This is a genomic window from Cellulomonas sp. plas2 (assembly GCF_057221735.1).
The window spans coordinates 793,264-819,340 of sequence record NZ_CM170155.1 but is presented as its reverse complement, the minus strand read 5'-3'; the positions used below and the strand labels follow the sequence as shown (position 1 = coordinate 819,340).

The 26,077-nt window shown below is 77.8% G+C and carries 17 protein-coding genes; 2 read left to right on the top strand and 15 right to left on the bottom strand.

Annotated features, from left to right (window positions below; translation table 11 throughout):
* Positions 1–27: 27 nt before the first annotated feature.
* From AC2TDM_RS03630 to AC2TDM_RS03610, 5 genes are all read right to left on the bottom strand, one after another.
* Positions 28–1,647 carry a xylulokinase gene (locus AC2TDM_RS03630; RefSeq protein WP_484635855.1) on the bottom strand — a complete coding sequence of 540 codons (1,620 nt, stop codon included), beginning with the start codon at positions 1,645–1,647 and terminating at the stop codon, positions 28–30.
* Positions 1,648–2,172: 525 nt separating this feature from the next.
* On the bottom strand, positions 2,173–3,399 hold the full coding sequence (locus tag AC2TDM_RS03625) for an ANTAR domain-containing protein (RefSeq protein WP_484635854.1): 1,227 nt from the start codon (positions 3,397–3,399) through the stop codon (positions 2,173–2,175).
* A 156-nt stretch (positions 3,400–3,555) separates the two neighbouring features.
* Positions 3,556–4,578: a LacI family DNA-binding transcriptional regulator gene (locus AC2TDM_RS03620; RefSeq protein WP_308439557.1), complete on the bottom strand. Its 1,023-nt coding sequence runs from the start codon at positions 4,576–4,578 to the stop codon at positions 3,556–3,558.
* 5 nt (positions 4,579–4,583) lie between these two features.
* Positions 4,584–5,483 (bottom strand): pyrroline-5-carboxylate reductase, encoded by a 900-nt coding sequence (gene proC / locus AC2TDM_RS03615; protein WP_484635853.1) that lies wholly within the window; start codon positions 5,481–5,483, stop codon positions 4,584–4,586.
* A gap of 69 nt (positions 5,484–5,552) precedes the next feature.
* Positions 5,553–6,584, bottom strand: coding sequence for a LysR family transcriptional regulator (locus AC2TDM_RS03610; protein ID WP_239079056.1), 1,032 nt, complete (start codon positions 6,582–6,584; stop codon positions 5,553–5,555).
* Between the two features lie 106 nt (positions 6,585–6,690).
* Here AC2TDM_RS03610 and AC2TDM_RS03605 point away from each other — a divergent pair, with 106 nt between their 5' ends.
* The gene (locus AC2TDM_RS03605) at positions 6,691–7,785 is read left to right on the top strand and encodes a YeiH family protein (RefSeq protein WP_090032089.1); all 1,095 of its coding nucleotides are present in this window, start codon (positions 6,691–6,693) and stop codon (positions 7,783–7,785) included.
* A gap of 31 nt (positions 7,786–7,816) precedes the next feature.
* On the opposite strand, the gene AC2TDM_RS03600 is transcribed toward AC2TDM_RS03605, so the two are convergent.
* From AC2TDM_RS03600 to AC2TDM_RS03555, 10 genes are all read right to left on the bottom strand, one after another.
* Positions 7,817–9,391: a methyl-accepting chemotaxis protein gene (locus AC2TDM_RS03600; RefSeq protein ID WP_484635852.1), complete on the bottom strand. Its 1,575-nt coding sequence runs from the start codon at positions 9,389–9,391 to the stop codon at positions 7,817–7,819.
* A gap of 95 nt (positions 9,392–9,486) precedes the next feature.
* Positions 9,487–14,355 carry an FtsK/SpoIIIE domain-containing protein gene (locus tag AC2TDM_RS03595; RefSeq protein WP_484635851.1) on the bottom strand — a complete coding sequence of 1,623 codons (4,869 nt, stop codon included), beginning with the start codon at positions 14,353–14,355 and terminating at the stop codon, positions 9,487–9,489.
* A 147-nt stretch (positions 14,356–14,502) separates the two neighbouring features.
* A complete protein-coding gene (locus AC2TDM_RS03590) occupies positions 14,503–16,095 on the bottom strand; it encodes a DUF7059 domain-containing protein (RefSeq protein WP_484635850.1) in 1,593 nt (530 codons plus the stop codon).
* Positions 16,092–17,084, bottom strand: coding sequence for an endonuclease/exonuclease/phosphatase family protein (locus AC2TDM_RS03585; protein WP_139224352.1), 993 nt, complete (start codon positions 17,082–17,084; stop codon positions 16,092–16,094). The genes AC2TDM_RS03590 and AC2TDM_RS03585 overlap by 4 nt, the downstream gene beginning before the upstream one ends.
* 126 nt (positions 17,085–17,210) lie before the next feature.
* On the bottom strand, positions 17,211–19,517 hold the full coding sequence (locus AC2TDM_RS03580; protein WP_090031763.1) for a sodium-translocating pyrophosphatase: 2,307 nt from the start codon (positions 19,515–19,517) through the stop codon (positions 17,211–17,213).
* Positions 19,518–19,661: 144 nt separating this feature from the next.
* A complete protein-coding gene (locus AC2TDM_RS03575) occupies positions 19,662–20,384 on the bottom strand; it encodes an anaerobic ribonucleoside-triphosphate reductase activating protein (RefSeq protein WP_484635849.1) in 723 nt (240 codons plus the stop codon).
* Positions 20,381–22,177: a ribonucleoside triphosphate reductase gene (locus AC2TDM_RS03570; RefSeq protein WP_484635848.1), complete on the bottom strand. Its 1,797-nt coding sequence runs from the start codon at positions 22,175–22,177 to the stop codon at positions 20,381–20,383. Before AC2TDM_RS03570 ends, AC2TDM_RS03575 begins: the two co-directional genes overlap by 4 nt.
* Before the next feature lie 338 nt (positions 22,178–22,515).
* Positions 22,516–24,384, bottom strand: a complete 1,869-nt coding sequence (locus tag AC2TDM_RS03565; RefSeq protein ID WP_484635847.1) for a carboxyltransferase domain-containing protein — start codon at positions 24,382–24,384, stop codon at positions 22,516–22,518.
* Complete coding sequence (locus AC2TDM_RS03560) at positions 24,381–25,172, bottom strand: LamB/YcsF family protein (RefSeq protein ID WP_484635846.1); 792 nt, start codon at positions 25,170–25,172, stop codon at positions 24,381–24,383. The genes AC2TDM_RS03565 and AC2TDM_RS03560 overlap by 4 nt, the downstream gene beginning before the upstream one ends.
* Before the next feature lie 44 nt (positions 25,173–25,216).
* Positions 25,217–25,519 (bottom strand): DUF427 domain-containing protein, encoded by a 303-nt coding sequence (locus AC2TDM_RS03555; protein WP_090031758.1) that lies wholly within the window; start codon positions 25,517–25,519, stop codon positions 25,217–25,219.
* Between the two features lie 178 nt (positions 25,520–25,697).
* On the opposite strand from AC2TDM_RS03555, the gene AC2TDM_RS03550 reads away from it, so the two are divergent.
* On the top strand, positions 25,698–25,988 hold the full coding sequence (locus AC2TDM_RS03550; RefSeq protein ID WP_484635845.1) for a hypothetical protein: 291 nt from the start codon (positions 25,698–25,700) through the stop codon (positions 25,986–25,988).
* Positions 25,989–26,077: the final 89 nt, after the last annotated feature.

Sequence of the window (26,077 nt, the reverse complement as noted above, 5' to 3'; positions counted from 1 at the left end):
GGACTGGGACTGGGATCCGGGCGCCGGTCACAGCGCCTGGGTGGCGGCGCGCTCGACGGCGAGGCCGGCGCGGTAGCGGTCGAGGAACGTCGCGAAGCCGGCCACGTCCGCCGGGTCCGGCTCGACGACGTCGGACGCGCCGTCGACGAACACCCGGTTGCGCAGGAACGTCGGCAGGTCGTCGGCGCCGGAGGCGAGGAAGGCCGCGAGCACGGCGATGCCCCACGGCCCGCCCTCCCCCGCGGCGCTGCCGACGGCGACCGGCGTGCCGATGGCGGCCGCCAGCAGGCGCTGCGCGACGCCGGCCGTGCGGAACATGCCGCCGTGCGCGTACATCGCGTCGAGCTCGACGCCCTCGTCGGCCAGCACCTGCATGCCCAGCGCGAGCGTGCCGAAGGCGCTGTAGACCTGCGTCCGCGCGAAGTTCGCGAGCGTGAGGCGGCTGTCGGGGGTGCGGACGACGAGCGGGCGACCCTCGTCCAGGCCCGTGACGGGCTCGCCCGACAGGTAGTTGTAGGCCAGGAGGCCGCCGCCGTCGGCGTCGCCGTCGAGGGCGGCGCGCAGGAGGGCGCCGAAGACGGCGTCGGGGTCCGCGCTCTGCCCGAGGGCCGTGGCGAACTGGCCGAAGACCTCCGCCCACGCCCCGAGCTCGCTGGCGCCGTTGTTGCAGTGCACCATCGCGACGAGGTCGCCCACGGGCGTGGTCACGAGGTCGATCTCGTGGTGCACGCCCGTCAGGGGCTCCTCGAGGACGGCCATCGCGAAGATCGACGTGCCCACGCTGACGTTGCCGGTCCGGCGGGCCACGGCGTTGGTGGCGACCATGCCGGTCCCCGCGTCGCCCTCCGGCGGGCACAGCGGGACGCCGGCCGTGAGCGTGCCGGTCGGGTCGAGCAGCCGCGCGCCCTCCTCCGTGAGGCGGCCCGCCTCCTGCCCGGCGACGAGCACCTCCGGCAGCAGGGCCGACAGGGTGAGCCCGGGCCGGCGCGCGGAGACGAGGGCGTCGACCTGCGCCAGCCGTGCGGCGTCGTACGTGCGCGTGGCGGGGTCGACCGGGAACACGCCCGACGCGTCGCCGACGCCGAGCACGTGCCGCCCGGTCAGGCGGCGGTGGACGTACCCGGCGAGGGTCGTGATGGAGGCGACCTCCGCGACGTGCGGCTCCTCGTCGAGCACCGCCTGGTACAGGTGCGCCACGGACCAGCGCAGCGGGATGTTGTAGCCGAGGACCTCGGTGAGCTCGGCGGCCGCCCGGCCCGTGCTCGTGTTCCGCCACGTGCGGAAGGGCACGAGCAGCTCGCCGGCGGCGTCGAAGGCCAGGTAGCCGTGCATCATCGCGGAGACGCCCAGCGCCGCGAAGGTCGTCGGGCGCACGCCGTGCTGCCGCTCGGCGTCGTCGAGCACGGCCGCCACGCACTCCTGCAGGCCGGCCCACACCGCGTCGAGCGAGTACGTCCACACCCGGTCGACGTACTGGTTCTCCCAGGAGTGGCTGCCGCTCGCGAGGGGGCGGCCGTCCGGGTCGACCAGGCTGGCCTTGATGCGGGTCGAGCCCAGCTCGATCCCGAGGGCGGCACCGCCCGCGGCGATGACCGTGCCGGCGTCGGGGCGGCCGTCCGGGCCGCCGTCGGGGGTGGACGTGCTCATGCGGTCTCTCCATCGCGTCGTCGCGGCACGGCGTGCTCGTCGTTCGCTGTCATGTTAGCGCTCACACCGCACGCCGTGTCCAGCCGCCCGGCCCCTCTCACCCTCGCGCTCGGTACGCGGACGCGTCTCTCCTGCCCCCACGCCCGGTGCGGTGGCGGATCGGCGCGGCAAAGAGCCGGCGCCTCCGCGACACGCCGCGCGACACGCCGCAGGAGAGCCGGCCGGCAGGAGGACGCCGCACCGGAGCGCCACCTGCCGGACAGCGACCGGCCGTCCCACCCCTGGCCCGGGCCCCGGAGGCTGCCCGGGCGGTGCCCCGCCCGGCGACGGGTCAGCGGCAGGTGCAGCGCTGCTCGGCCGGCACCCGGGCCATGACGGCGTCGGCGTGCTCGCCGCACCCCGTCCAGGTGGTGCCGCCGCAGGTGGCGCAACGGATCGGGCTGCACATGGTGGTTCTCCCTCTGTCGACCGGCCCTCATCCTCTCCCACCCCGCCGGTGCGGGTCACGGCGGGGTGGGAGTGCGGCTACGCGCCCGTGCCGCCGGCGCCCCGCCGTGCGGGCAGGCTCGTGCCCGACGACGACCGCACGCCGGCGGCCACCGGCCCGCGGGGGCCGGACGGGCGCCCGGACGGCGCCGCGGCGTGGCTCGCCTGCTCCACCATCTCGCGCGCCAGGTCGCGCAGCTTGACGTTCTTGTGCTGGCTCAGCGCGGACAGGAACGTGAACGCCTCGTCGGGGGTGCCGCCGCGGTGCGCCATGACGATGCCCTTCGCCTGGTCGATCGTCGCGCGCGACACCAGCGCCTGGCGGAGCTGATCGGCCTGGGTGCGCAGCTCGGCGTGGAGGCGCAGCTGCTCCACGCCGGTGGTCGTGCCTGCCGCCATCACCTCGACGGCGTGCCGGTGCCCCCCGTGGAAGACGCCGCCGTCCGCCCCGTAGACGTTGACGCCGCCGATGGCCCGCCCCTCGTCGAGCAGGGGGCTGGAGACGACCGGCACCGCGCCACCGGCCCGGGCGGCCCGCACGAGGCGTGGCCAGCGCGCGTCCGTGAGGACGTCCGCGCTCACGACCGTCCTGCTCGTGTCGCCGGACTCGACGCACGGACCCTCGCCCGCCCGGATCTGCCACCCGTCGAGCTCCGCGGCGCGCCGCGACGTCGAGGGCACCTCGGTCGGCTCCGCCGCGGAGCCGAGCTGCACGCTGACGGCCGTCGCGCCCGGGACCGTCCGCAGCACGACGTCGGCGAAGGCCCCGAGGGCGGCGTGGAGCTCCGCGTGGTGCACCGGCACCGCCGCGAGCTCCAGCACGCCGGTGGTCAGCCCGGGCACCGCGACGACGGCGACGGGCCCGTCGGTGGGGACGGCGGCGGAGGCGACGGCGCCGGCAGGTGCACCGGCTCGCTCGTCGAGCAGCTCCTCCAGACCCATGACCGTGGCCACGACACGGGCCGTCCCGCTCGCGCCGCGCACCCTGAGCTCGCCGCCCCGCTCCACCACCAGGTCCCGCGCCGTGGCCAGCGCCCGCATCCCGGCCACGTCGACGTACCCGACCCCGGTCAGGTCCACCACGACGTCCACCCCGGGACGGGAGGCGACCAGGCCGGCCAACCCCACGAGGAAGGGACCGCCCTGCCCGTCGAGCTCCCCGGACAGGGTGACGACGACGGGGTGCGCACCTCCGACGGTGCAGACGAGGTCCGGGCCGGCTCCGGAGGACAGGGCGCCGAGGTGCAGGAAGTCGTCGAGGGACATGGCTCTTCCTTCTGAAGAGAGTGCGGGCCCTCGCCGGGTCGGCTGCTGCAGAAGGAGGCGGGGCGTCGGGCCGCGTCGCTGCTGCAGTCCGCAGGCTGTTCCCTCAACCTGAGAACCACCTTAGCCCGGAGCGGTCTTTCACCCCGGAGGGCGTCGTCAGGTCGCGCTCGACGCCCTGATGACGAGCTGCGGCGTGAGCACCCTGTCGCCCGGGTCGCCGCCGGCGAGGACCGAGGTGAGGGAGTCGACCGCCGCGCGGCCGAGGGCGGCGAAGTCCTGGCGGACCGTCGTCAGCGGTGGGCTGTAGAAGGCGGCGCCGGGCTCGTCGTCGAACCCGACGACCGCGACGTCGTCCGGCACCCGCACGCCGGCCTCCGACAGCGCCCGCAGCAGGCCGAGCGCGAGCTGGTCGTTGGCCGCGAACACGGCCGGCGGCAGGCCCTCGTCGAGCAGGCGTCGGCCCGCGGCGTACCCGTCCGCGGCGTCCCAGCCGGCACCGATCGGCGTACGGGCCGGCACCCCGGCGGCCTCGCACGCGTCCCGCCAGCCGGCGACGCGGTCACGGGCGTCGAACCAGTCCTGCGGGCCGGCGACGTGCACCACCTCCGCGCGACCGTGCGCGAGCAGGTGCTCGGTGGCCAGACGGGCGCCGGCGCGCTGGCCGACCGCCACCGCGTGCACCCCCTCGGGCCGCGGCCCCTCCGTGTAGGACGAGACGAGGACCACGGGGACAGTGGCGCGCAGCCCGGACAGCACGTCGGCGACCTGGGTCGTCGGGGCGACGACCGCCACGCCCTCGACGCCGATCTCCAGCAGCCGCTCCAGCGCGTGGCCGACCGCGGCCTCGTCGCCCTGCCGCAGGGTCGCCACGGTGACGACGAATCCGGCCGCGCGGGCCGCGTCCTCCAGCTCGAGCAGGGTGCTGGTGGGCCCGTAGTGGGTGCCGCCGATGGTGATCGCGCCCAGGACGCCCGAGCGGCGGGTCACCAGCGCACGGGCGGCGCTGTTGCGGCGGTAGCCCAGCGCGGCGATGGCCGCCTGGACGCGCTCGCGCGTGTCCGGCAGGACGCTCGGGTGCTCGTTGACGACGCGGGAGACGGTCTGGTGGGACACGCCCGCGAGCGCGGCGACGTCGGCCATCGAGGGCGCGTGCACGGGCGCCGGGCCCTCGGTGGCCACGCGGCTCAGGCCCCGTACGCCGCGCCGAGCGCGCGGGACCGGTCGCGCGCGGCTTCGGCGGCGGCCAGGACACCGGCGCGGACGCCGTGCGCGTCGAGCTGCCGGACGGCCGCGACGGTGGTGCCGCCCGGCGACGAGACGCGCTCGCGCAGGACGACGGGGTGGTCGCCGGACTCGCGCACGAGCGCCGCCGACCCCTCGACCGTCGCGACCGCCAGCCGCGTGGCCAGGTCGCGCGGCAGGCCGAGCAGGACCCCCGCCTCCGCCATCGCGTCGATCACGTAGAACGCATACGCCGGCCCGGAGCCCGAGATGGCCGTCACGGCGTCGAGGTCCTTCTCCGCCACGCGCACGACGAGGCCCGTCGCCGCGAGCAGGCGCTCCGCGAGGGCCAGGTGCCTCTCCCCCGCAGCCGTGCCCGCGGCGATCGCGCTGGCGCCGCGGCCGATGAGCGCCGGGGTGTTGGGCATGACGCGGACGACGGGGGTGCCGGCCGGCAGCCGGCTCTCGTAGGCCGCGAGCGGGACGCCCGCGGCGACGCTGACGACGAGCGCGCCGGGTGCCAGGTGCGGGGCGATCTCGTCGAGCACGGGGGCCACGACGTCGGGCTTGACGGCCAGGAGCACGACGGCCGCGTCCGTCACGGCCGCGACGTTGTCCGCCGTGCCCTGCACGCCGTGGGCGGCGACGAGCTCCGCGACGCGCGCGGCGGAGCGCTCGGCGACCCGGACGTCGCCCGGCGCGAGGCCGCCTACGAGCACCGCCTCGACGAGGGTGGCGCCCATGACGCCGCCGCCCACGACGGCGACCGGCCCGGGCGAGGCGGCGGACGGTCCCGCGTCCGGGGTCGTGCCGGCGCCCGCGGTCGTGCCCGCCTCCGGCGTCGCGCTCTCGTCCTGCGTCATGACAGCCTCCCGTGCTCGTCGGTCGCGGAGCCTACCGGCGGCCCGGTGCCTGGCCGGCAGGCGGCTGCGTCACCGGCGGGCGATGGCCAGCAGGTCCTGCGCCGGGCCGCGCGGCCGGCGGCCGGACGGCCAGACCGCGCGCAGCCGGCGCTCGAGGGCGACGCCCTCCACGGGGACCGCGACGAGCCGGCCGGCGGCGACGTCGTCACCCACGGCCAGCTCGCTCAGCACGGCCGGCCCGGCGCCGGCCTCGACGGCGGACCGCACGCCGGTGCTCGTCGAGAGCTCCAGCACGGGCGGCGCCTGGGCGGTCCCCGGGCCGAGCGCGGCCGCCAGGGCGCCCGCCAGCGCGGCCCGCGTGCCCGACGTCGGCTCCCGCTGCACCAGGCGCGTCGCCGCGAGCTCGGCCGCGTCCACAGGACGGCCCCGGCGCGCCCTCCTCGCCCAGGCGTGACCCGGCGGGACGACGAGGACGAGGTGGTCGGTGCGCACCGTGCGGGCCTCGAGCCCGTCCGGCGTCCCGGGCCCCTCGACGAACCCGAGGTCGGCCTCGCCCGCCAGCACCCGCCGCGCGACCTCCGTCGAGTTCACCGCCGCCAGGGTGACCGCCGTCCCGGGACGGTCGGCCGCCAGGCGCACGAGCCAGCCGGGCAGCAGGTGCTCGGCCACCGTGAGGCTCGCCGCCACCCGCAGCCGCCCCTCGCCCTCCTCGCGCAGCGCCGCGACGGACGTCTCGAGGTGCGCCGCCGCCGCCAGCAGCGGCTGCGCCCACTCGGCGACGAGTGCGCCGGCGGGGGTGAGCGTCGACCCGCGCCGCCCGCGCGCGACGAGGGGCACGCCGAGGAGCCGCTCCATCGCGCGGACCCGGGCGCTCACCGCGGGCTGGCCCAGGCCGTGCGCGGCGGCGGCGCGGCCGAGGCTGCCGGTCGCCGCGATCCGCAGGAGGAGGTGCAGCGAGTCCAGGTCCGGCAGGCGCGGGGACGGCGCCGGCGGGAGCGTTGTTGGGTCGGGCGCGGGCGCGTCGTCGCGGTCCGGCCGTGCGTCGTCGGCACCTCCGGACGCACCGGCGGTGCCCGACGGCGGCTGCCTGTCCTGCGTCACCACGGCACGGTAGCGCCGCCGCCCGCCGGAGTCATCGATGCCGTCGATGACCTCATCACCCCCGGGCCGCTACCGGCCGGACCCGAGCCGGCCGACCGTGGACCCCATGCTCCTGCCGCTCGCCCCGCCCGCCGCCCGTCCGGCGACGACGACCCCGCGGCCGTCCCGCAGCCGGCTCGCGCGGCTGCGCGGCACCGTCCCCGGGCTGGCCGTCGTCGCCGGCGTCGCCGCGGCCGCCCTCCTCGCGGCCCGGGCCGTACCGGGCGTCCAGGCGTCGACGGCCGCGGTCGCCCTCGGCGCCGGGCTCGCGGCCACCGGTCTGCACCGGCCGGTCCTGCACGCGGGGACCCGGTGGGCCGGGCACGGCCTGGTCCGGCTCGCGGTGGTGCTGCTCGGGCTGCAGACGGGGGCGGGGACGCTCGCGGTGCTGGGCGTCGGCGGTGCGGTGGTCGTGCTCGTCACCGTGACGACCACCTTCGTCGGGACGCGGCTGGTCGGGCGGCTGCTGCGGGTGCCGGCGCCGCAGGCGCTGCTCGTGGCGACCGGGTTCTCCATCTGCGGTGCGTCCGCCGTCGCCGGCGTGCGGGACGTCGCCGGGGCGCACGACGAGGACGCGGCCGTCGCGGTCGCCCTCGTGACGCTGTGCGGGACGATCGCGATCGTGGCGCTGCCGCTCCTGCGCGAGCCGCTGGGACTGGACCCGGCGGCGTTCGGGGCCTGGGTCGGCGCGAGCGTGCAGGACGTCGGCCAGGTCGTGGCGACCGCGCACCGGGTGGAGGGCGCCGATCGCGCCGCGGTCGTCGTCAAGCTCGCGCGGGTCGTGCTGCTCGCGCCGCTCGTGGCGCTCGTCGCCCTGGAGGGGCGACGAGGCCGCCACCCCGCTGCCGCCGCCCCCGCCGACGCCCCTGCCGACGCCCCTGCCGACGGGCACGTGCGACGGCGGCCGCCGCTCGTGCCGGCCTTCGTCGTGGCGTTCCTCGTCACCGCCGCGCTGTCCGGGGCCGGGGTCGTGCCCGTCCCGGTGCTGGCGGCCGCGGCCGACGCGCAGGGCGTCGTCGTCGTGGCGGCCCTCGTCGGGCTGGGCACGGGCATCACGCCCGCCGTGCTGCGTCGTGCCGTCGGCCGGCCGCTGCTGCTCGGGCTGACGGCGTGGGTCCTCGTCGCAGGGACGGCGTGGGCGGGGGTCCGCCTCGTCGGCTGACCCCCGCCCCGTCCCGCGCGGCCGGTCGGCGCTACGCCTGCCGGACCGACTCCTGCAGGGCCCCCGACGTCGCCAGCAGCTCCTGCGCCGCCTGCCGCACGCCGTCCAGCTCGGCGGTGGTGCGCTCGGAGGCGCGGCCGACCTCGTCGATGGTCGCGGCGATCTCGCGGCCGCCCTCCGCCGCGAACGCGACGCTGGAGGCCATCGCCGTCGTCGTGGCGGTCTGCTCCTCCACGGCCCCGGCGATCGTCACCTGGTAGTCGTTGATGGACGTGATGATCTCGCCGATGTGCGTGATCTCGGCGGCGGCCTGGGCGGCGGCGGTCTGGATGGCCTCCACCCGCACGGCGATGTCCCCGGTGGCCCGCGCCGTCTCCTGCGCGAGCTCCTTGACCTCCCCCGCCACGACCGCGAAGCCCTTGCCGGCCTCCCCGGCGCGCGCGGCCTCGATGGTCGCGTTGAGGGCCAGCAGGTTCGTCTGCTCGGCGATGGAGGTGATGACCTTGACGACCGTCCCGATCTCGCCCGAGGACTCGGCGAGCAGCGAGACGGTGCGGTTCGTCGTGCGAGCGACCTCCACGGCCTCGCCGGCGACGCGCGCCGCCGCCTGGGCGTTCGTGGCGATCTCCGTGATGGAGGCGCCCATCTCGTCCGTCCCGGACGCCACCGTGCCGATCCCCGTGCTCACGTCGGCCGCCACCGCGACGCCCGCGGCGGCGTGCTCCCGCGTGCGCTCGGCCTCCGCCGCGACGGCGTCGCTGCTGGCGACGAGCTGCTGGGCCGCCGCCTGCAGCCGGCCGACGGCGCCCTGCACGCGGTCGGCGACGTCGGCGGACCGGTCGAGGGACGCGTTCACCGCGCCGGCGAGGGCCTCGAGCTCGGTGCGGCCCGCGCCCGCCGGCAGGCGGGTGGCGAGGTCGCCGCTGCGCAGGACGCGCGTCATCTCCTGCACCGGCCGGACGACCGACCGGGCGACGACGAGCGCGAGCGCCCCCACCACGAGGACGACGACGAGGCCGGCCAGGCCCAGCCGCACGACCTGCGCGGTGGCGGCCGCGTGCACGTCGTCGACGTAGGTGCCGGACCCGACGACCCAGCCCCAGGGCTCGTAGCCCGCGACGTAGGACACCTTCGGCTGGGGGGCCTCGGAGTCCGGGCGCGGCCACTGGTAGGCGACGAAGCCGGCGCCGTCGGCCTCGACCACGCGCACGAACTCCTCGAACAGGTGCAGCCCGTCGGGGTCGGCGACGTCCGAGAGGTCGGTGCCGTCGAGCTTGGGCTTGATCGGGTGCACCACCATCGTCGGGCCGAGGTCGTTGATCCAGAAGTACTCGTCGCCGTCGTAGCGCAGCGTGCGCACCACCGCGATCGCCGCGGCCTGGGCCTCCTCGCGGGTGAGGCGGCCTGCGGCCTCCTCCTCGCCGTAGTGGGCGACGACGCCGAGCACCGTCTGCACGACGTCACGCGTGGCGGCCTGGCGCGCGCCCATCGCGGCCGAGGACGCCTGCACGGCGGCGACGGCGGTCAGCGCCAGCACGCCGACGGCGAAGGCGGCGACGAGGAGCACGAGACGGGCGGTGAGGGACCGCGGGACGAGGCGGCGCATGAGGGTCTCCGGTGACGCGGTGGGTGCGCCCGGGCTGCTCCGGCACGCAGACGGGACCATCGACCCATGTCGGCCCCTGTTGAGGATGCCGGGGCTCACCGGTGCGACGGGAGCCCGGGCAGCACGACCTGCACGCGCCGCACGCGCCCCGCCTCGACGAGGAGCCCGCGCCCGGGCGGCTGCTCGCCGACGGCCCGCGGACCGGGGGCGGTGCGGAACAGGCCCTCGGCGTCACCGGGCTGAGGGTGCAGCAGCAGTCCTCGCCGGCCGGACCGGAGCTCCGCGAGCAGCGGCCAGCCCGCCGACCACGCGGACGTCTCCGCCTCCCCGACGACGAGGCCGCCACCGCGCCGCACGGCCCGCACGAGCTCCGTCAGCGGCGCGTCGGCCGCCGTGCCCAGCAGGTCAGCGACGCCCTCGACCACGACGACGAGCGGCGCACCGGACCCGTCCGGGGTGTCGGCAGCACCGGCCGCGAGATCCACGAGGAGCGCCCGGGCGAGTGCTGCCGCCGCCTCGGGGTCGATGGTGCGGGCCGACCAGGGACCGGCGGCGCCGACGTCCGTCCGGCCGTGTGCGACGTGGACGAGGCGGGCGTCCGGCACGGCGTGCGCGACGGCCTCCGCCAGGGCGAGCAGGGCCGTGCTCCGTCCGCTCCCGCTGGGCCCGGCGACGACGAGGGTGCCCGTCGGCGCGAGGCCGACCGGCGCCAGCGTGTCGTCCGCCAGCGCCATCACGGGCAGGCCGTCGACCGTCCTCGGCAGGTCGGACGCGGGCACGACGGACGGCAGGCACCCGACCGGTGCCGTCACGCGGGCGCCGCTGCCACGGAGGCGGGCGGCCGCGGCCAGCACCGCCGCGGCCTGGGCAGCGGCATCGGGCACCACGACGGGACCGGCGTCCGTGCAGGGGTCGGTGCCGGCGTCGGTGCCGGCGTCGGTGCCGGCGTCGGTGCCGGGGTCGTTGTGGGAGTCGGTGCCGGCGTCGGTGCCGGGCGTCCGCGGCGTCCTCGGCGCGGCGTCCCCGACAGGGGTGAGCACCGGCCGCAGGCACGGCACCGCGAGCTGCACCTCCTCCGCGGCACCGGCGAGCACCGCGCGCCCGGGCGGCGCGTCGGGTCCGAGCACGTCCCGCGGGACGCCGAGCTGCAGGTAGGCGCCCTCGTCGGCCTGCCGGAGCACCACGCGCGCAGGGATTCCGGCGCCCAGCACCGACGGCAGCGCCGCGGGCCGCTCACCCGTCAGCACGACGTGCACGCCGAGCGCACGACCCTCCGACACCAGCCGCACGAGCGCGGCCCAGACCCCCGTCCGGGCGAGGTCGGCCTCGTACGCGTCGCGCACCGCGCCGATCCCGTCGACGAGCAGGAGCACCCGCGGCTCGTCGGGACGACCCGCCAGACGGCGGTACTCCGGCAGGGACCCGGCGTGCACCGCCCCGAACCGGGTCGCGCGGTCGTCGAGCAGCGACGTCAGCGTGCGCAGCAGCCGGGCCGTGCGCTCGGTGTCGGCGGGCTCGAGGACGGAGCCGACCGCCGGCAGCTGCGCGAGCACCGCGAGACCGCCGCCGCCGTGGTCGAGGACGTGCACCTCGACCGGGTCCGCCGCGGTGGCCGCGCCGAGGGCGATCGTCCGCAGCGCGGTCGTGCGGCCGCTGCCGCCGGCCCCGAGGACGGCGAGGTGCCCGTGCTCGTCGGGCCGGAACGCCACCGCGTGCTGGCGCTGCTCGGCGGGGGCGTCGAGCAGGCCGAGGGGCAGCGCGTCGCTCCCGTGCCCGCCGTCGGTGTCCAGCGGCACGACCGCCGGGAGGGCCGGCAGCCACGGCCGGCGGGGAGCGGGGACGGCCGCCGCCACGGCGGCGGCGCGGATCGTCGCGACGAGCCGCGCGGCGTCCGACGGGCCACCGGTCGGAGCACCGGTCGGAACACCGGTCGGAGCAGCGGTCACGGCACCGGTCGCGGCGGTGCGACCTCGACCGGGACCGCCCCCGGTCACCGGCTCATCCTCGCCCGCAGCCGTCGCCTCCGCCTCCGTCGCCTCCGTCGCCTCCTCCGCGGCACCACCGTGGAGCGGCAGCGGGTGCACGCGCACGACCGGGGCCAGCCCGCCGTCGGCCGAACCGCTGACGGACCCCGTCTGGAACACCGCGACCCGTCCCGGCCCGGTGCGGACGGCCGCACGGCCCGGGGTCGCCGGGTCCACGTGCGCCGCCAGCGGCACGCCCAGGACGTCCGTGGAGTCGTGCTCGTCGGCCATCCGCAGCGCCACGCGCAGGCCCGTGTTCGCGCGGATCGCGTCCGTCACCACGCCGGCCGGACGCTGCGTGGCGAGGACGAGGTGCAGCCCGAGCGAGCGCCCGCGCTGCGCCACGTCGACGACCCCCTCGACGAACGCCGGCACCTCGCGGGCGAGGGCGGCGAACTCGTCGACCACCACGACGAGGGAGGGCGGGGCCTTCGGGTGCCCCCGCCGCTCCAGCGTGACGAGGTCCGGCGCCCCGAGGCGCGCCAGGAGACGCTCGCGGTGCCGCAGCTCGGCGCGCAGGGACGTCAGGGCGCGGTGCACGAGGTGCCCGGACAGATCCGTGACCAGCCCGACGGTGTGCGGCAGGTCGACGCAGTCGGCGAACGCCGCGCCGCCCTTGTAGTCCACGAGCAGGAACGTCACCCGGTCCGGCGCGTAGGACGCCGCCAGCGACAGCACCCACGCCTGCAGCAGCTCGGACTTGCCGGCGCCCGTCGTGCCGGCCACCAGCGCGTGCGGCCCCTGCGCGCGCAGGTCGAGGACGAGCGGCCCGTCGGCGCCCTGCCCGACGACGGCCCGCAGCCCCGCGTCGGCGCCGGCCGATCCCCGCGCCGATCCCCGCGCCGGTCCCCGCGCCGAACCCTGCGCCGGACCCCGCGCAAGACCCTGCGCCGTGGCCCCCGCCGTGTCGACGGCCGCACGGCGCTCGACCAGCGACCCCGACTGGCGCCAGCGCGCGACGACCGCCCCGGGTGCGACCGCGACCGCCGGACCGAGCAGCGTGGTGAGGGCGACCCCCGCGGGCACCTCGCCACCGCCCGGTCCCGGCGCCCCCGCGTCCCGGACGCCGCACAGCACGCGCGCGAGGTCCTCGGCCACCACGTGGGGCAGGCCCTCCGCGTCGAGGGCCGCCCACGTCCCCTCGTCGGTGCGGCCGAGACGCGCCGACCACGCCGACGTGCCGGCCGTCCCACCGGTGGTACCGCCCACGGGTGCCGTCACCTCGAGGAAGGCCCGGCACGCAGCGGGCAGCTCGGGTGCACGGTCGGCGGCCCACACGAGGTGGACGCCGACGGCCGGCCCCGCCTCGGCCAGGGCGACGAGCGCGCCGCGGTCCACCGGCACGGCGTCCTCGACCACGACGAGGACCGCCGGGGGGCGTCCGGCGTCCGCCGCGGCACCGGTGCGCCACGCACCGCGGGTGGGCAGGGCCGCGCGGCGCTCGACGAGCTCCTCGAGCCGGACGAGGAGGGCGGCGCACCCCGCAGGCCCGACCGCCAGCCGTGGTCCGGCCGGGGTGGCCGTCGTGGCGACGTCGGCCGCGGCGGCGTGCGGCAACCAGGCGAGCCAGCGCCAGTCCGATGCGCGCGACGCCGGCACGAGGGCCGCGACGAGGAGGTCCTCGGGCGCGTGCAGCGCGACCGCCTGGGCGACCAGGGCGCGCGCGACGTCCCGGCCGCCGTCCTGGGCGACACCGACGTGGCCGCACCGACCGAGGTCCACCTCGTGCGCCACGCGCGGCAGGAGCCGGAGGGCGTCCACCGCGGCGTCGCGGGCCGCGGCGGCGGCGGCGTGCGGCGCCGAGGAGATCGCGGTCGGTACGGTCGCCGCCACCGCCCGTACCGTCACGCACGACGGCGCGGGCCCGGCCCCCGCCCGCAGCACCGGCCCGCCGCCGGCGCCCGCCCGGCGGCACCACAGCAGCGGCCCTCGCGACCGCGCGTCCGCGACGAGCGCCACCAGCGGGGGCAGCTCCTCCTCCCGCACGGCCACCTCGTCCGTCTGCAGCGCGCGGGCCCGGGCGACGACGACCTCCAGCGCCGCGTGGAAGGCGGCCAGCGCGGCGCGGGTCGCCCGGCGCTCGCCCGCGCGCCGCTCCCACCACGCGCCGACCGCCAGCACCGGGCTCAGCGCCACGAGGACGAGCGTCAGCGCGGCGTGCGTCGCCAGCCACAGCGCCCCGCCGAGCACCAGCGGCGCGGCGACCGTGAGCCAGGGGAACCGGCCGGGCACGGTCGGCTCGGGCACCGGCGGGAGGTCGAGCTCCTGCGGCGCGAACCGCGGGACGACCCGCGGCGCGCGGTTGAAGGGCTCGCCGCGGCTCCCGCCGACGGCGGCGTCGCCGGCAGCTCCCGTCGCGACCGGCTCGACGACGAGCACCGTGTCCCCGAGGACGGCGGGCTCCCCGGGTGCGAGGACCGCGCGGGCCACGCGTCCCCCGGCGACGACGACGCCGCCCACGGTGCCCTCGTCGACGACCTCGAGCCGGCGCCCGACCACGAGGCGCGCGTGCCGTCCCGCCACCCGCGGGTCGTGCAGCCGGACCGCGCTGCCGGCGTCCGTCCCGATCGACGCGGACCCGACGGGCAGCGGCACGACGAGGCCCGCGTCCACCCCGGCCAGCACCCGCAGCACGGCGGCCACGGGCTCGCCGTCGGCCGGCAGCGGCACGTCCTCGACCCGGACGTCGTCGCCGGGCACGAGGACCCCGTCCGCGAGCACCGCCGCCGGCGCCAGCCGCTGCCAGGACCGGCCCCCGGGCGGCCGGACGAGCAGCGTCGGCACCGTGCGACCGGTGCGGCCGCTGCGACCACCGGTGCGGCGCCCCCGCCGCGGCGCCACCGCCCGCGCGACCTGCGTCACCGTCGCCCGCCCGTCGGCCACGACGAGCACGCCCCGCGGAGCGGCCCCGTCGTCGTGCAGCAGCACCGGTGCGCGCACCACGTCCCCCGTCCCCGGGGCGGTGCCCGGCCGTTCACCGGCCGCGGCCGGACCGCCGGACCTCCGGCGGTGCGCGGACGCTAGCGGCAGGTCTCCCGGCCGCGTGCGTCCCCCTGTGGACGACGGGGGACGTCGACGGCGAGGACGTCAGCGCGCCGGCAGCAGGAGCAGCCCGTCGCGCACGAGGTCGCGCACCCGCGGCAGCACCTCGGCGGCGGTGGCCGCCGTGCCGGTCCCGAGCAGCTCCCCCAGCGCGGCGACGATGCGCCCGGCCGCGAGCTCCCCGTCGCACGCGCCCACGAACCCGGCGACGGCCGTGCCGACCTGCACGGTCCGACCGAACCCGCCGCCCTGCCGCAGCAGCACCACGCGCGGGTCGGCGTCGCCGGGCGTGAGGTAGCGCTCCTCCGTCACGTCCGGCGCGACGACGAGCCGCTGCGCGGCCAGCGCGTCGTCGTCGAGGGCGTCGAGCGCGTCGTGCGCGGCCAGCACCGCGGCGACCACGGGGCCGAGGGGCTGCTGGACCGTCCCCGTGACCTCCTCGAGCCGGCGCAGGCGGGTGCCCCCGGGCACGGCCGGGCGCCGCAGCGTGACGATGCCGAAGCCGACCGCCTCGACGCCGCGGGCGGCGAAGTCGTCGAGCCAGGCGCCGTACCGGGCCAGCCAGGCGGCGCGGTCGCCCTCGGGCGTGGTGCCGCCGTCGCGGATCCACATCTCCGCGTACTGCGCGGGGTCGAGCAGGTCCCGCTGCACCACCCACGCGTCGAGGCCGGCGGCGTCGACCCAGGCGCCGATGCGCTCGTGCCACTCCTCGCCGCGGTGCACCTCCCAGTTGCCGAGCAGCTGCGCGACGCCCCCGGGCACGAGGACGTCCCCGATCCCCTCGACGAGCTCCTGCACGATCGCGTCGCCCGCGCGGCCGCCGTCGCGGTACTCGTACGCCGGCACGCCGGGCACCCGCGGGGTGATGACGAAGGGCGGGTTGCTGACGACGAGGTCGAACCGCTCGTCGGCCACCGGCTCCAGCAGCGACCCGCGGCGCAGCTCGACCGTCCCCGCCGGCAGGCCGGCCAGGCGCGTCGTGAGCCCCGCGAAGGCGAGGGCGCGGGACGAGATGTCCGTCGCGACGACGGTGCGCGCGTGCCGGGCGGCGTGCAGCGCCTGGACGCCGCAGCCCGTGCCCAGGTCGAGCACGCGCTCCCGCGGGGTCCGCACCGTGGCCTGCGCGAGCAGCGCCGACGCGCCGCCGACGCCGAGCACGTGGTCCGTGCGCAGCGCGCGCCCCGTCGCCAGCTCCCCGAGGTCCGAGACGACCCACCAGTCGGCGGGCGCGCCGAGACCGTCCTCGACGGCGTAGGGCCGGAGGTTTACCCGCGCCCGCACACCGTCGTCCCTCCCCTGCCCCGCGACCTCGAGCAGGCCCGCGGCGACGGCGGCGTCGACACCGAGGGTCGGCAGGGCGGCGGCCAGGTCCCGCCGGGCGACGTCCGCCCCCAGCAGGAACGCCCGGACCAGCGCGGCCGGGCCGCCCGCCCGCGTGACGCCCGTGCCGTCGAGGCCCGCCGTCGCCCGCAGCGCCGGCACCGCCTCCCCGCGGTGCAGCGCGGCCGACGCCACGGGCCCGAGCAGCTCCTCGACGCCGTCGACGGTGTAGCCCGCGGCGGTCAGGTCCGCACGCAGCCGCTCGACCCCGGCGTCGTCGAGGCCGGGGACGTCGGGCGCGGGGACGCCGGGCGTCACCGCCCGGCCCCCGCCGCCGGCGCGGCGGGCCGCACGTCGACGACGACGGGCCGGTGGTCGCTGGCCCGGGCGACGACGGGACCGCCGGGCACCCACGACCCCAGCACCACGAGCCCCGCGCGGCCCGGGGCGGCGGCCGCCACGCCGGGCACCCGTCCCGCACCGCTGCGACGGCCCCGCACCGCGTGCACGACCCGCGCCACGCGGCCGGGCGTCGGCGGCGGCGACTCCTCGTCCCCCGCCTCGACCAGGACGGCGTCGATGCGCAGCCGCGGACGTGCCGCCGGGAACGTCGCCACGCCCCCGCCGCCGAGGACCGCGGCGTCCGTGAGACGCCCGCCCAGCCGGCGCCAGGACGCGCCCGTCGGCTGCTCGTTGAGGTCCCCCATGACGACGAGCGGCCCGCCGGCGGGGTCGACCGCCGCGAGCAGCCGGTCGAGGTGCCGGGACCGCTCCCCCGCCGACAGGCCGAGGTGCACGACGAGCACCTGCACCCCTGCCACCTGCGCGAGCACCGCCCCGCGACGCGTGCGGCCCGGCCGCCAGGGCAGCCGCAGCGCCCGCGCGGGACCCGTCGGCAGGCCCGGCGCGACGAGCAGCGCGGTCGTCCGCGCCCCGCCGCCACGCACGAGGGGCACGAGCCCGGCCCGCCGCGCCAGCCGGTCGAGCCGGCGGCGGCCGAGGGGTCCGCGCGGCGGCTCCTGCACCGCCAGCACGTCCGGGGACTGGGCGCGCACGACCGCGGCCACCGCGGCGGCGTCGAGGTGCAGGCCCTTGATGTTGTACGTCATGAGGCGGAGCGACGGCGGCTCCTCGTCGCCGGCCGGGGACGCGCCCGGGACGGGCACGTCACCCGGTCCCGCCGCGGGCACGGTCGGCACCCCGGACGCCGCCACGGGACGGTCCCCCGCGGTCCCCGGGACGGCCGGTCCGCCCGCCGCCGCACCCGGCACCGGGTCCGCCGCCGCGTCGTCCCTCGCCTCGCCCACCGCGCCTGCCTCTCGTCGCCACCGGGCGCCGCTCCCGGTCGACGCATCGTCCCACGCACCGCCGCCCCCGGCCCCGCGGACGGCGGGACGGGGGGCGGCGGACAGGCGGGCGGGGCTGGGGACGGCTCAGGCCCGCCGCTCGGACACGAGCTGCGCGTCGTGCTCGAGGCGGCCCTCGGCGTCGACGCGGGCCGCGCGCAGCCGGGACAGGATGATGGCGGAGAACGCCACGCCCGCCGCGACCACCGCGATGGTCAGGCGCAGGCCGGTGCTCGCGTCGTCGCCCACGGAGACCTGGACGACGGCCGGCGCGATGAGCAGCGCGACGAGGTTCATCACCTTGATGAGCGGGTTGATCGCGGGCCCGGCGGTGTCCTTGAACGGGTCGCCGACGGTGTCCCCGATGACCGCGGCGGCGTGGGCGTCGGAGCCCTTCCCGCCGTGGTGGCCGTCCTCGACGATCTTCTTCGCGTTGTCCCAGGCACCGCCCGCGTTGGCCAGGAAGACCGCCATGAGGACGCCCGCACCGATGGAGCCGGCCAGGAACCCCGCCAGCGGCCCGACGCCCAGGCCGAAGCCGACGGCGATCGGCGCGAACGCCGCGAGCAGGCCCGGCGTGGCCAGCTCCCGCAGCGAGTCGCGGGTGCAGATGTCCACGACGCGCCCGTACTCGGGCCGCGTCTCGCCCGTCATGATCCCCGGGTGCTCGCGGAACTGGCGGCGCACCTCGAACACGATGGCGCTGGCCGCGCGCGTCACGGCGTCGATGGCCAGGCCGGAGAACAGGAACACCGTGGCCCCGCCGAGGATCACGCCGACGAGCGTGACCGGCGAGATGATGTCGTAGGACGTCATGGCCGCGGTGATGTCGCCGCCCAGGTCCGGGCCGACCTCCGCGAGCGCCGTGCGGACGGCGTCGGCGTAGGAGCCGAACAGCGCGGTCGCCGCGAGCACGGCCGTGGCGATGGCGATGCCCTTCGTGACGGCCTTCGTCGTGTTCCCCACCGCGTCGAGGTCCGTGAGGATCTGCGCGCCCTCGGGCGTGACGTCGCCGGACATCTCCGCGATCCCCTGCGCGTTGTCGCTCACCGGTCCGAAGGTGTCCATCGCGACGATCACGCCGACCGTGGTCAGCAGGCCGCACCCGGCGAGGGCGACGAGGAACAGCGCCAGCGGCACGGACCCGCCGGCCAGCAGGAACACGCCGCAGATGGCGGCGGCGATGATGCCCGCGGTGTAGACCGCCGACTCGAAGCCCACGCCGATGCCGGACAGCACCACGGTCGCGGCGCCCGTCAGGGTCGTGCGGGCCACGTGCTTCGTCGGCTTGCTCGTCGTGCCCGTGAAGTAGCCCGTCACCCACAGGATGACGCCGGCCAGCACCACCCCGATGGCCACGGCCGCCGAGGCGATGAGCCGCGGGTCCCCGCCGTGCGTCTCCAGGCCCGCGGTCCCCCCGGGCATCGCCGCGAAGGTCGAGGGCAGGTAGACGAAGGCCGCGACCGCCGCCAGCACGACCCCGACGAGCGCGGCGATGTAGAAGCCCCGGTTGATGGCCGCGAGCCCGCTCTCCTGCCCACGCACCTTCGTCGTGACGACGCCCAGGACGGCGACGACCGCGCCGATCGCGGTGACGATCAGCGGGAAGACCAGGCCCTCCTCGCCGAAGGCGGCCTTGCCGAGGATGAGCGCGGCGACGAGGGTCACCGCGTAGGACTCGAAGAGGTCCGCGGCCATCCCCGCGCAGTCCCCGACGTTGTCGCCCACGTTGTCCGCGATGGTGGCCGCGTTGCGCGGGTCGTCCTCGGGGATGCCCTGCTCCACCTTCCCGACGAGGTCCGCGCCGACGTCGGCCGCCTTCGTGAAGATGCCGCCGCCGACCCGCATGAACATGGCCAGCAGCGCGGCGCCGAAGCCGAAGCCCTCGAGCACCGCCGGCGCCTCCCCGCGGTAGATCAGCACGACCGACGCCGCCCCGACCAGCCCGAGCCCCACGACCGACATGCCGACCACGCCGCCGGTCCGGAAGGCGATCCGCGCCCCCTCCGCGCGACCGCCGGGCAGGGACGCGGCCGCTGCGACGCGCAGGTTCGCGCGCGTCGCCAGCCACATCCCCAGGAACCCGATGGCGGCGGAGAACAGCGCGCCGACGAGGAAGAAGATCGAGCGCCCCACCTTCACGCCGGCGTCGCCGGGCAGCAGGAGCAGCAGGGCCAGCACCACCACGGCGAACAGCGCCAGCGTCCGGAACTGCCGGCGCAGGTAGGCCGACGCGCCCTCCTGCACCGCCTGCGCGATGTCCTGCATCGCGAGGCTGCCCCGGTTGGCGGCGAGCACCTGCTGGCGCAGGAACATCGCCACCCCGAGCGCGGCCACCGCGACGACGGCGATGACCGCGACGATGAGCAGGCTGGACGTCGAGAGCTCGAGCATGCATCCCTCCCTGGTTCCCCCAGGGGCACCCTTGCCCCCCGGGACGCACCGGCCGTCGTTGGCCGGACCCGAGGAGCATAGGTGCACGCCACAGCGCCTGCCCAGGGTGTGGCAGGGACCGGACAGCCGTGTCCCCCGTGCGGGTCAGCCCCTGCGGGCACCGACGTCCCACCCCGGCCGGGGTCCGCCCGCCGCCGCGAGCGCCGACCGGTACGCCGGGCTCGTCCCGTCGGGCCGCACGGTCTGCAGGACGTGCTCGCGCACCCCCCGCGCGCGCAGCCGCTCGACGAGGCCCGCGACGTCCTCCTCGGTCAGGACCGTCGGGTCGACCGTGGTGCGCACCTGGAGGTCCACGCCGGCGGCGAGCACGAGGTCCAGGGACGCCTCCACCGCCGCGGCGGCCGTCGTCGGGCCGCCGACGCGCACGACGTCCCGGTACCGCGCGGCCGGCGCCTTGACGTCCAGGCCGACCCAGTCGACGTACGGCAGCACCTGCGCCAGCGCCCGCGGGTAGGCGCCGGCCGTGTGCAGGCCGACGCCGAACCCCGCGGCCCGCACCTCACGCGCGGCGGCGACGATGGCGGGCTGACGCGTCGGCTCGCCGCCGGAGAGGACGACCCCGTCGAGCAGGCCCACCCGGCGGCCGAGCAGGTCGCGCACCTCCTGCCAGGCGACGACCCCGGGGGTGCGCGGGTCGAGAATGGCCGAGTTGTGGCAGTAGGTGCAGCGCCAGGGGCAGCCCTGCAGGAAGACGGTCGCGACGAGGCGCCCCGGCCAGTCCACCGTGGACATCCGCTCGAGCCCGGCGATGGCGAGGCCGTCGGCGCCCTCGTCGGGCGAGGTGCCGCGGCCGCCGAGGCCGCTCACCGCGCGGCCGTCGCCGACAGCCCCACCGGCTCCCGGAACGGGGTGCGCTCGGCGTGCTCGCCCTTCTTGCCGATGTTGAACGAGCTCACGGGTCGGTGGTAGCCCATGACGCGGGTCCAGACCTCCGTCGCGCCGCCGCACGTGGGGCACGCCGGCTGCTCCCCGACGAGGTACCCGTGCGCCGGGCAGATGGAGAAGGTCGGCGTGACGGTCAGGTACGGGAGCCGGAACAGCGTCAGCGCGCGGCGGACGAGCTCGCGGCACGCCGCGGCCGAGGAGACCCGCTCCCCCAGGTACAGGTGCAGCACGGTGCCGCCGGTGTAGCGCCGCTGCAGCTCGTCCTGGCGCTCGAGCGCCTCGAAGGGGTCGTCGGTGAAGCCGACCGGGAGCTGGGAGGAGTTGGTGTAGTACGGCTGGTCGTCCGTCCCTGCCTGGCGGATGCCTGGGAAGCGGCGGCGGTCCTCCTTGGCGAAGCGGTAGGTGGTGCCCTCCGCCGGCGTCGCCTCGAGGTTGTAGAGGTTGCCCGTCGCCTCCTGGAACTCGACCATCCGGGCGCGGACGTGGTCCAGGACGCGCAGCGCCATCGCGTGGCCCTCGTCGGTGGTGAGGTCGTGGGCGTCGAGCGTGGCGTTGCGGACCATCTCGTTGAGCCCGTTGACCCCGATCGTCGAGAAGTGGTTGTCGAGGGTGCCGAGGTAGCGGCGGCTGTAGGGGAACAGGCCCTCGTCGAGCAGCCGCTGGACCGTCGTGCGCTTGAGCTCGAGGGACTGGCGGGCCAGCTCGAGGAGGCGGTCGAGCGCGGCGAGCAGCCCCGGCTCGTCGCCGGGGTGCAGGAAGCCCAGGCGCGCGCAGTTGACCGTCACCACCCCGATCGACCCCGTCTGCTCGCCCGAGCCGAAGAGCCCGTTGCCGCGCTTGAGCAGCTCGCGCAGGTCGAGCTGCAGGCGGCAGCACATGGACCGCACGTCGCCGGGCCGCATGTCGGAGCTGATGAAGTTCTGGAAGTACGGCAGGCCGTAGCGCGCCGTCATGGCGAACAGCCGCTCGGCGTTCTCCGACTCCCACGGGAAGTCCGCGGTGATGTTGTACGTCGGGATGGGGAAGGTGAACACGCGGCCGGAGGCGTCGCCGGCGGTCATCACCTCCATGTAGGCGCGGTTGAGCAGGTCCATCTCGGGCTGCAGGTCGCCGTAGGTGAAGTCGCACGGCTCGCCGGCGACGAACGGCACCTCGTCGGCCAGGTCCGCGGGGCAGGTCCAGTCGAAGGTGAGGTTGGTGAACGGCGTCTGCGTGCCCCACCGGCTGGGCACGTTGAGGTTGTGGACGAGCTCCTGGATGCCCTGTCGGACCTGCTCGTACGTGAGGCCGTCGCGCCGGACGTACGGGGCGAGGAACGTGTCGAAGGAGCTGAACGCCTGCGCGCCGGCCCACTCGTTCTGCATCGTGCCGAGGAAGTTGACGATCTGGCCGATCGCGCTGGAGAAGTGCCGCGGCGCCGTCGCCTCGACCTTGCCCGGGACGCCGTTGAGCCCTTCGGCCAGGAGCTGCCGCAGCGACCAGCCCGCGCAGTAGCCCGAGAGCATGTCGAGGTCGTGGATGTGCAGGTCGCCGTCGCGGTGCGCCTGGCCGACCTCCGGCGGGTAGACCTCGGACAGCCAGTAGTTGGCGATGACCTTGCCCGCCGTGTTGAGGATGAGGCCGCCCAGCGACCACCCCTGGTTGGCGTTCGCGTTGACCCGCCAGTCCGAGCGGTCCAGGTACTCGTCGACGGTGGCGGCGACGTCGACGAGCACGGGGGCGTGGGCGCGAGGGACGGCCGGAGGGACGGGTCGAGCGGCGGGCTGGGCGGGCGGGGGCACGGCGGACGCGGGCACGGCGGGGCCTTTCGGGGTCGGCGACGCATGGCGGCGACGGCCGGTCCCAGATGTGGTGCCCGACCGGTGGGGGCACCACCAGATGTGCCATTCCTACGGGTGGCGCGCGGAGCCGACGAGGACGTTCGTCCTACCGGCTGCGGGTTCGGCTCGCCGTGCTGCGCCGACGGCGCGCAGCGCTGATGGCAGAGCGGGCGTGTCGCTGCAGCGCCCGGCGCGGCACCCCCTCCGGCAGGCAGGTCCGGTCAGAGATCCGGTCAGAGATCCGGTGAGGCGTCCGGACCTCTGACGTCCAGCCGCACCGCGTCGCCCGGCCGGAGCTGCGCGGCGCGGACCAGGGCCGAGGGCGTGAGCACCGCCACCACCGGGTAGCCGCCGGTGACGGGGTGGTCGGCGAGGAAGACGACGGGGCCGCCCGCCGGCGGCAGCTGCACCGCCCCGGGCACGAGCCCCTCGGAAGGGACCTCCCCGGCGTGGCGCCGCACGGCGGGCCCGACGAGCCGTACCGCCGTCCGGTTCGAGTCTGGTGAGACGGTGAGGACCAGCCGCGCCAGCGCGTCCCACGTCAGGTCCAGGCGGTCGGCGCGCGGGCCCGAGAGGGCGCCCAGGACGACCGGACCCGTCGCGGGCGCGCCACGGACGTCGGTGCGCCCGCCGTCGACGGCCCCGTCGGCGGCCCCGTCGTCGGTCCCGTCCGCGCCGGGGGCTGCGGGCTCCGGCCAGCCGTCGGTCTGCTGCCCGACGACGAGCACGTCCCCCGCACGGACCGGCGGCGGCCCGAGGCCGGACAGGACGTCGTGCGAGCGGGAGCCGAGCACGGGCGGGACGTCGACCCCGCCCCGGACGGCCAACCAGGACCGCAGCCCGGCCGACGGCGTCCCCAGCCGCAGCACCGACCCGTCGGTCACGCGCACCGGCACGTCCAGGGGCACGGGCACCCCGTCGAGGTCGGCACCGCAGTCGGCACCCCCGAGCGCGACGACGTGCGGCCCGCGCGCCCGCAGCACGAGCCCGCCGAGCAGCACCTCGAGCGCCGCGGCACCGGCCGCGTTGCCGACCGCGCGGTTGACGCGGCGCAACGTCGCGGGGTCGGCGGCTCCGGACCGCGGCACCCCGACGACCGCGTGCCCGCGGCGCCCGAGGTCCTCCACGAGCACGAGCGGGCCGGTCGCGAGGACCTCCCAGCACGGGCGCGGGGGGAAGGCCGAGGGGACGGCAGTGGGGACGGCGGTGGGGACGGCGGTGGGGACGGCGGTGGGGACGGCGGTGGGGACGGCGGTGGAGACGGCGGTGGGGACGGCGGTGGGGACGGCGGTGGGGACGGCGGTGGGGACGGCGGTGGAGCCGCCGCCGTTCCCGGCCGCGGCCCCGGCGGACATCCGCCGCCCTCGTCGGCCTGCCGCCACCGCCTCGCGCACCGGCACGAAGCGCACCGCACGGCCCGGGACGAGCAGCGCCGGCGGGTCGCGCTCGACGTCGAAGAGGACCGCCGTGGTCCGCCCGAGCAGCCACCAGCCGCCGGGGGACGCCTCGGGGTAGACCCCGGTGAAGACGTCGGCGACGGCCACGGACCCGGCGGGCACCCGCGGCCGGGGCGTCCGCCGTCGGGGCAGCACCAGGGCCGGGTCGAGGCCGACGAGGTAGCCGAACCCGGGCGCGAACCCGCCGAAGGCGACCGTGTACCGCCCGGCGGCGTGCCGCGCGACCACCTCGTCGCGCGTCAGCCCGGTGGCCGACGCCGCCTCGTCGAGGTCGGCGCCGTCGTAGACGACCTCGAGGCGCAGCTCGTCCTGCGGTGCCGGGTCCTGCTCGCATCCCGCCTCGCGGTGGGCGTCGCCGCCCGTCGGCGGAGCCCCGGACGCCACCCGCCGCCGCCATGTCTCACGCACCAGCGCTGCCGCACGGTCCGCCGTCCCCGGCCCGCGCGGAGCCCACCGGACGAGCACCGTGCGGGCCGCGGGGACGACGTCCTGCACCCAGGCAGGTGCGGCCTGCCGCAGGGCCGCGTCGAGCGCGCGCACCGACCCCAGGTCGGGCAGGTCGACGAGCACCGCGTCGGGCCCGTACCGGTGCAGGACCAGCGCCGGCACGGCGTTTCCGGGCGAGCCCTCGGCAGGTCCGCTCACCGGGGCCGGAAGGGTCGCAGCGTCACGCCCGCGTCCGTCAGCGCCGCGCGGACGGCAGAGGCGACCGCGACCGCACCCGGCGTGTCCGAGTGCACGCACACCGAGCGCGCCGACACGGCCACGGACGTCCCGTCGACCGCCAGCACGGTGCCGGTCGTCGCCAGGCGGACCGCCTGCTCACCCGCCCGCCACGGCGAGCCGACGAGCGCACCCGGCTCCCCTCGCGGCACCAGCGAGCCGTCCGCCCGGTACCCGCGGTCGGCGAAGGCCTCGGCGACGACCGCCAGCCCCGCCCGCGCCGCCGCGTCGAGCACCACCGACCCCGGCGCCGCCAGGACGGCGAGGTCCCGGTCGACCGCCAGCACCGCCTCCACGAGCGCACCGGCCTGCTCCGGGTCGTGCCCGACGCGGTGGTACAGCGCGCCGTGCGGCTTCACGTAGCGGACGCCGGTGCCGGCCACCGCGGCGTGCCGGGCGAGCGCCTCGAGCTGCTCGACGAGGTCGGCCCGCAGGACGTGGGCCGCGACGTCGGTGCGCCGTCGTCCGAACCCCTCCCGGTCCCGGTAGGAGGGGTGGGCGCCGACCACGACGCCGCGGGCGGCGGCGGCGCGGCAGGTGGCGAGCATGGTGGCGTCGTCGCCGCCGTGGAAGCCGGCGGCGACGTTGGCGCTCGTGACCAGGTCGAGGAGGGCCTCGTCGGCGACGGGCTCACCGCCGCGCCACGGCCCGTCGCCCTCGCCCAGGTCGCAGTTGAGGTCGAGGACCGGGCCGTGCCCGTCGCCGGTCATCCCGCTCCCCGTGGTCGCACCGGCAGGGTGTGCTGCGTCGTCCGTCAGGAGACCCGGACCTCCTTCCAGAACGCGACGTAGCCGCTGAAGTCGCGGCCGACGCGGTCGAAGGCCGTGGGGTACGGGTGCGGGTAGGACCAGGCGCGGTCCTGCAGCCGGGTGCCGTCCAACGCGACGGTCCAGTACTGGCACTCGCCCTTCCAGGGGCACGTGTACGGGGTGGGCGACGCCTCGAGGAGGTCCGTGCGGACCGACGACGGCGGGAAGTAGACGTTGCCCTCGATGTGCAGGACCTCGTCGTCGGTGGCCTCCGCGAGGACGGTGCCGTCGAGGGTGGCGGTGGGCATGGCTCTCTCCTGTCCCGGAGCTGGAGGGCGCCGGCCGACGCCCCTCCGCGTGACCGTAGGCCGCCGCGCCGGGGCACGCACCCCTCCGTCGGGTGCCGCACGCCCGGCGCCGGTCGTCCCCGGGCGCGGCCCCGGCCAGGGCTTGCCGGGCGGCACGTTCCGGGCCACCGTGGGCCGCATGGCCACGCACGGAGGACCGGAGGACGACGGGGACCTGACGGCGCTGCGCGAGCGCGCCGACGCGGGCGACCGCGACGCCGTCGACCAGCTCGTCGAGCTCGCCGGCGAGCGGCGGGACCTGGTCGAGCTGCGCCGTCTCGCGGACGCGGGCTCCCGGGCCGCCCTCGACGAGCTCGTCCAGGTCGCGGCCGAGGAGGAGGACCTCGACACCCTGCGCGCGCTGGCCGAGGCCGGCCACCGTGACGCCGTCGACGTGCTCGAGGAGCTCGAGGGCGGGCGCCCGACCTGATCGCGCGTCCGGTGCGACCCGCGGGCCCGCACCTCGGCCGGGCGCCGGGCCCGGCTGGGCCGGGCCACCCGCTCTCTCCTCATGGCGCT

Bases quoted from the DNA above. Each gene is read 5' to 3' on its own strand.
- AC2TDM_RS03560 (WP_484635846.1), bottom strand. From the start codon at position 25,172: ATGACCGGCGACGGGCACGGCCCGGTCCTCGACCTCAACTGCGACCTG.
- AC2TDM_RS03550 (WP_484635845.1), top strand. From the start codon at position 25,698: ATGGCCACGCACGGAGGACCGGAGGACGACGGGGACCTGACGGCGCTG.
- AC2TDM_RS03630 (WP_484635855.1), bottom strand. From the start codon at position 1,647: ATGAGCACGTCCACCCCCGACGGCGGCCCGGACGGCCGCCCCGACGCC.
- AC2TDM_RS03605 (WP_090032089.1), top strand. From the start codon at position 6,691: ATGCTCCTGCCGCTCGCCCCGCCCGCCGCCCGTCCGGCGACGACGACC.
- AC2TDM_RS03625 (WP_484635854.1), bottom strand. From the start codon at position 3,399: ATGTCCCTCGACGACTTCCTGCACCTCGGCGCCCTGTCCTCCGGAGCC.
- AC2TDM_RS03580 (WP_090031763.1), bottom strand. From the start codon at position 19,517: ATGCTCGAGCTCTCGACGTCCAGCCTGCTCATCGTCGCGGTCATCGCC.
- proC (WP_484635853.1), bottom strand. From the start codon at position 5,483: ATGACGCAGGACGAGAGCGCGACGCCGGAGGCGGGCACGACCGCGGGC.
- AC2TDM_RS03600 (WP_484635852.1), bottom strand. From the start codon at position 9,391: ATGCGCCGCCTCGTCCCGCGGTCCCTCACCGCCCGTCTCGTGCTCCTC.
- AC2TDM_RS03555 (WP_090031758.1), bottom strand. From the start codon at position 25,519: ATGCCCACCGCCACCCTCGACGGCACCGTCCTCGCGGAGGCCACCGAC.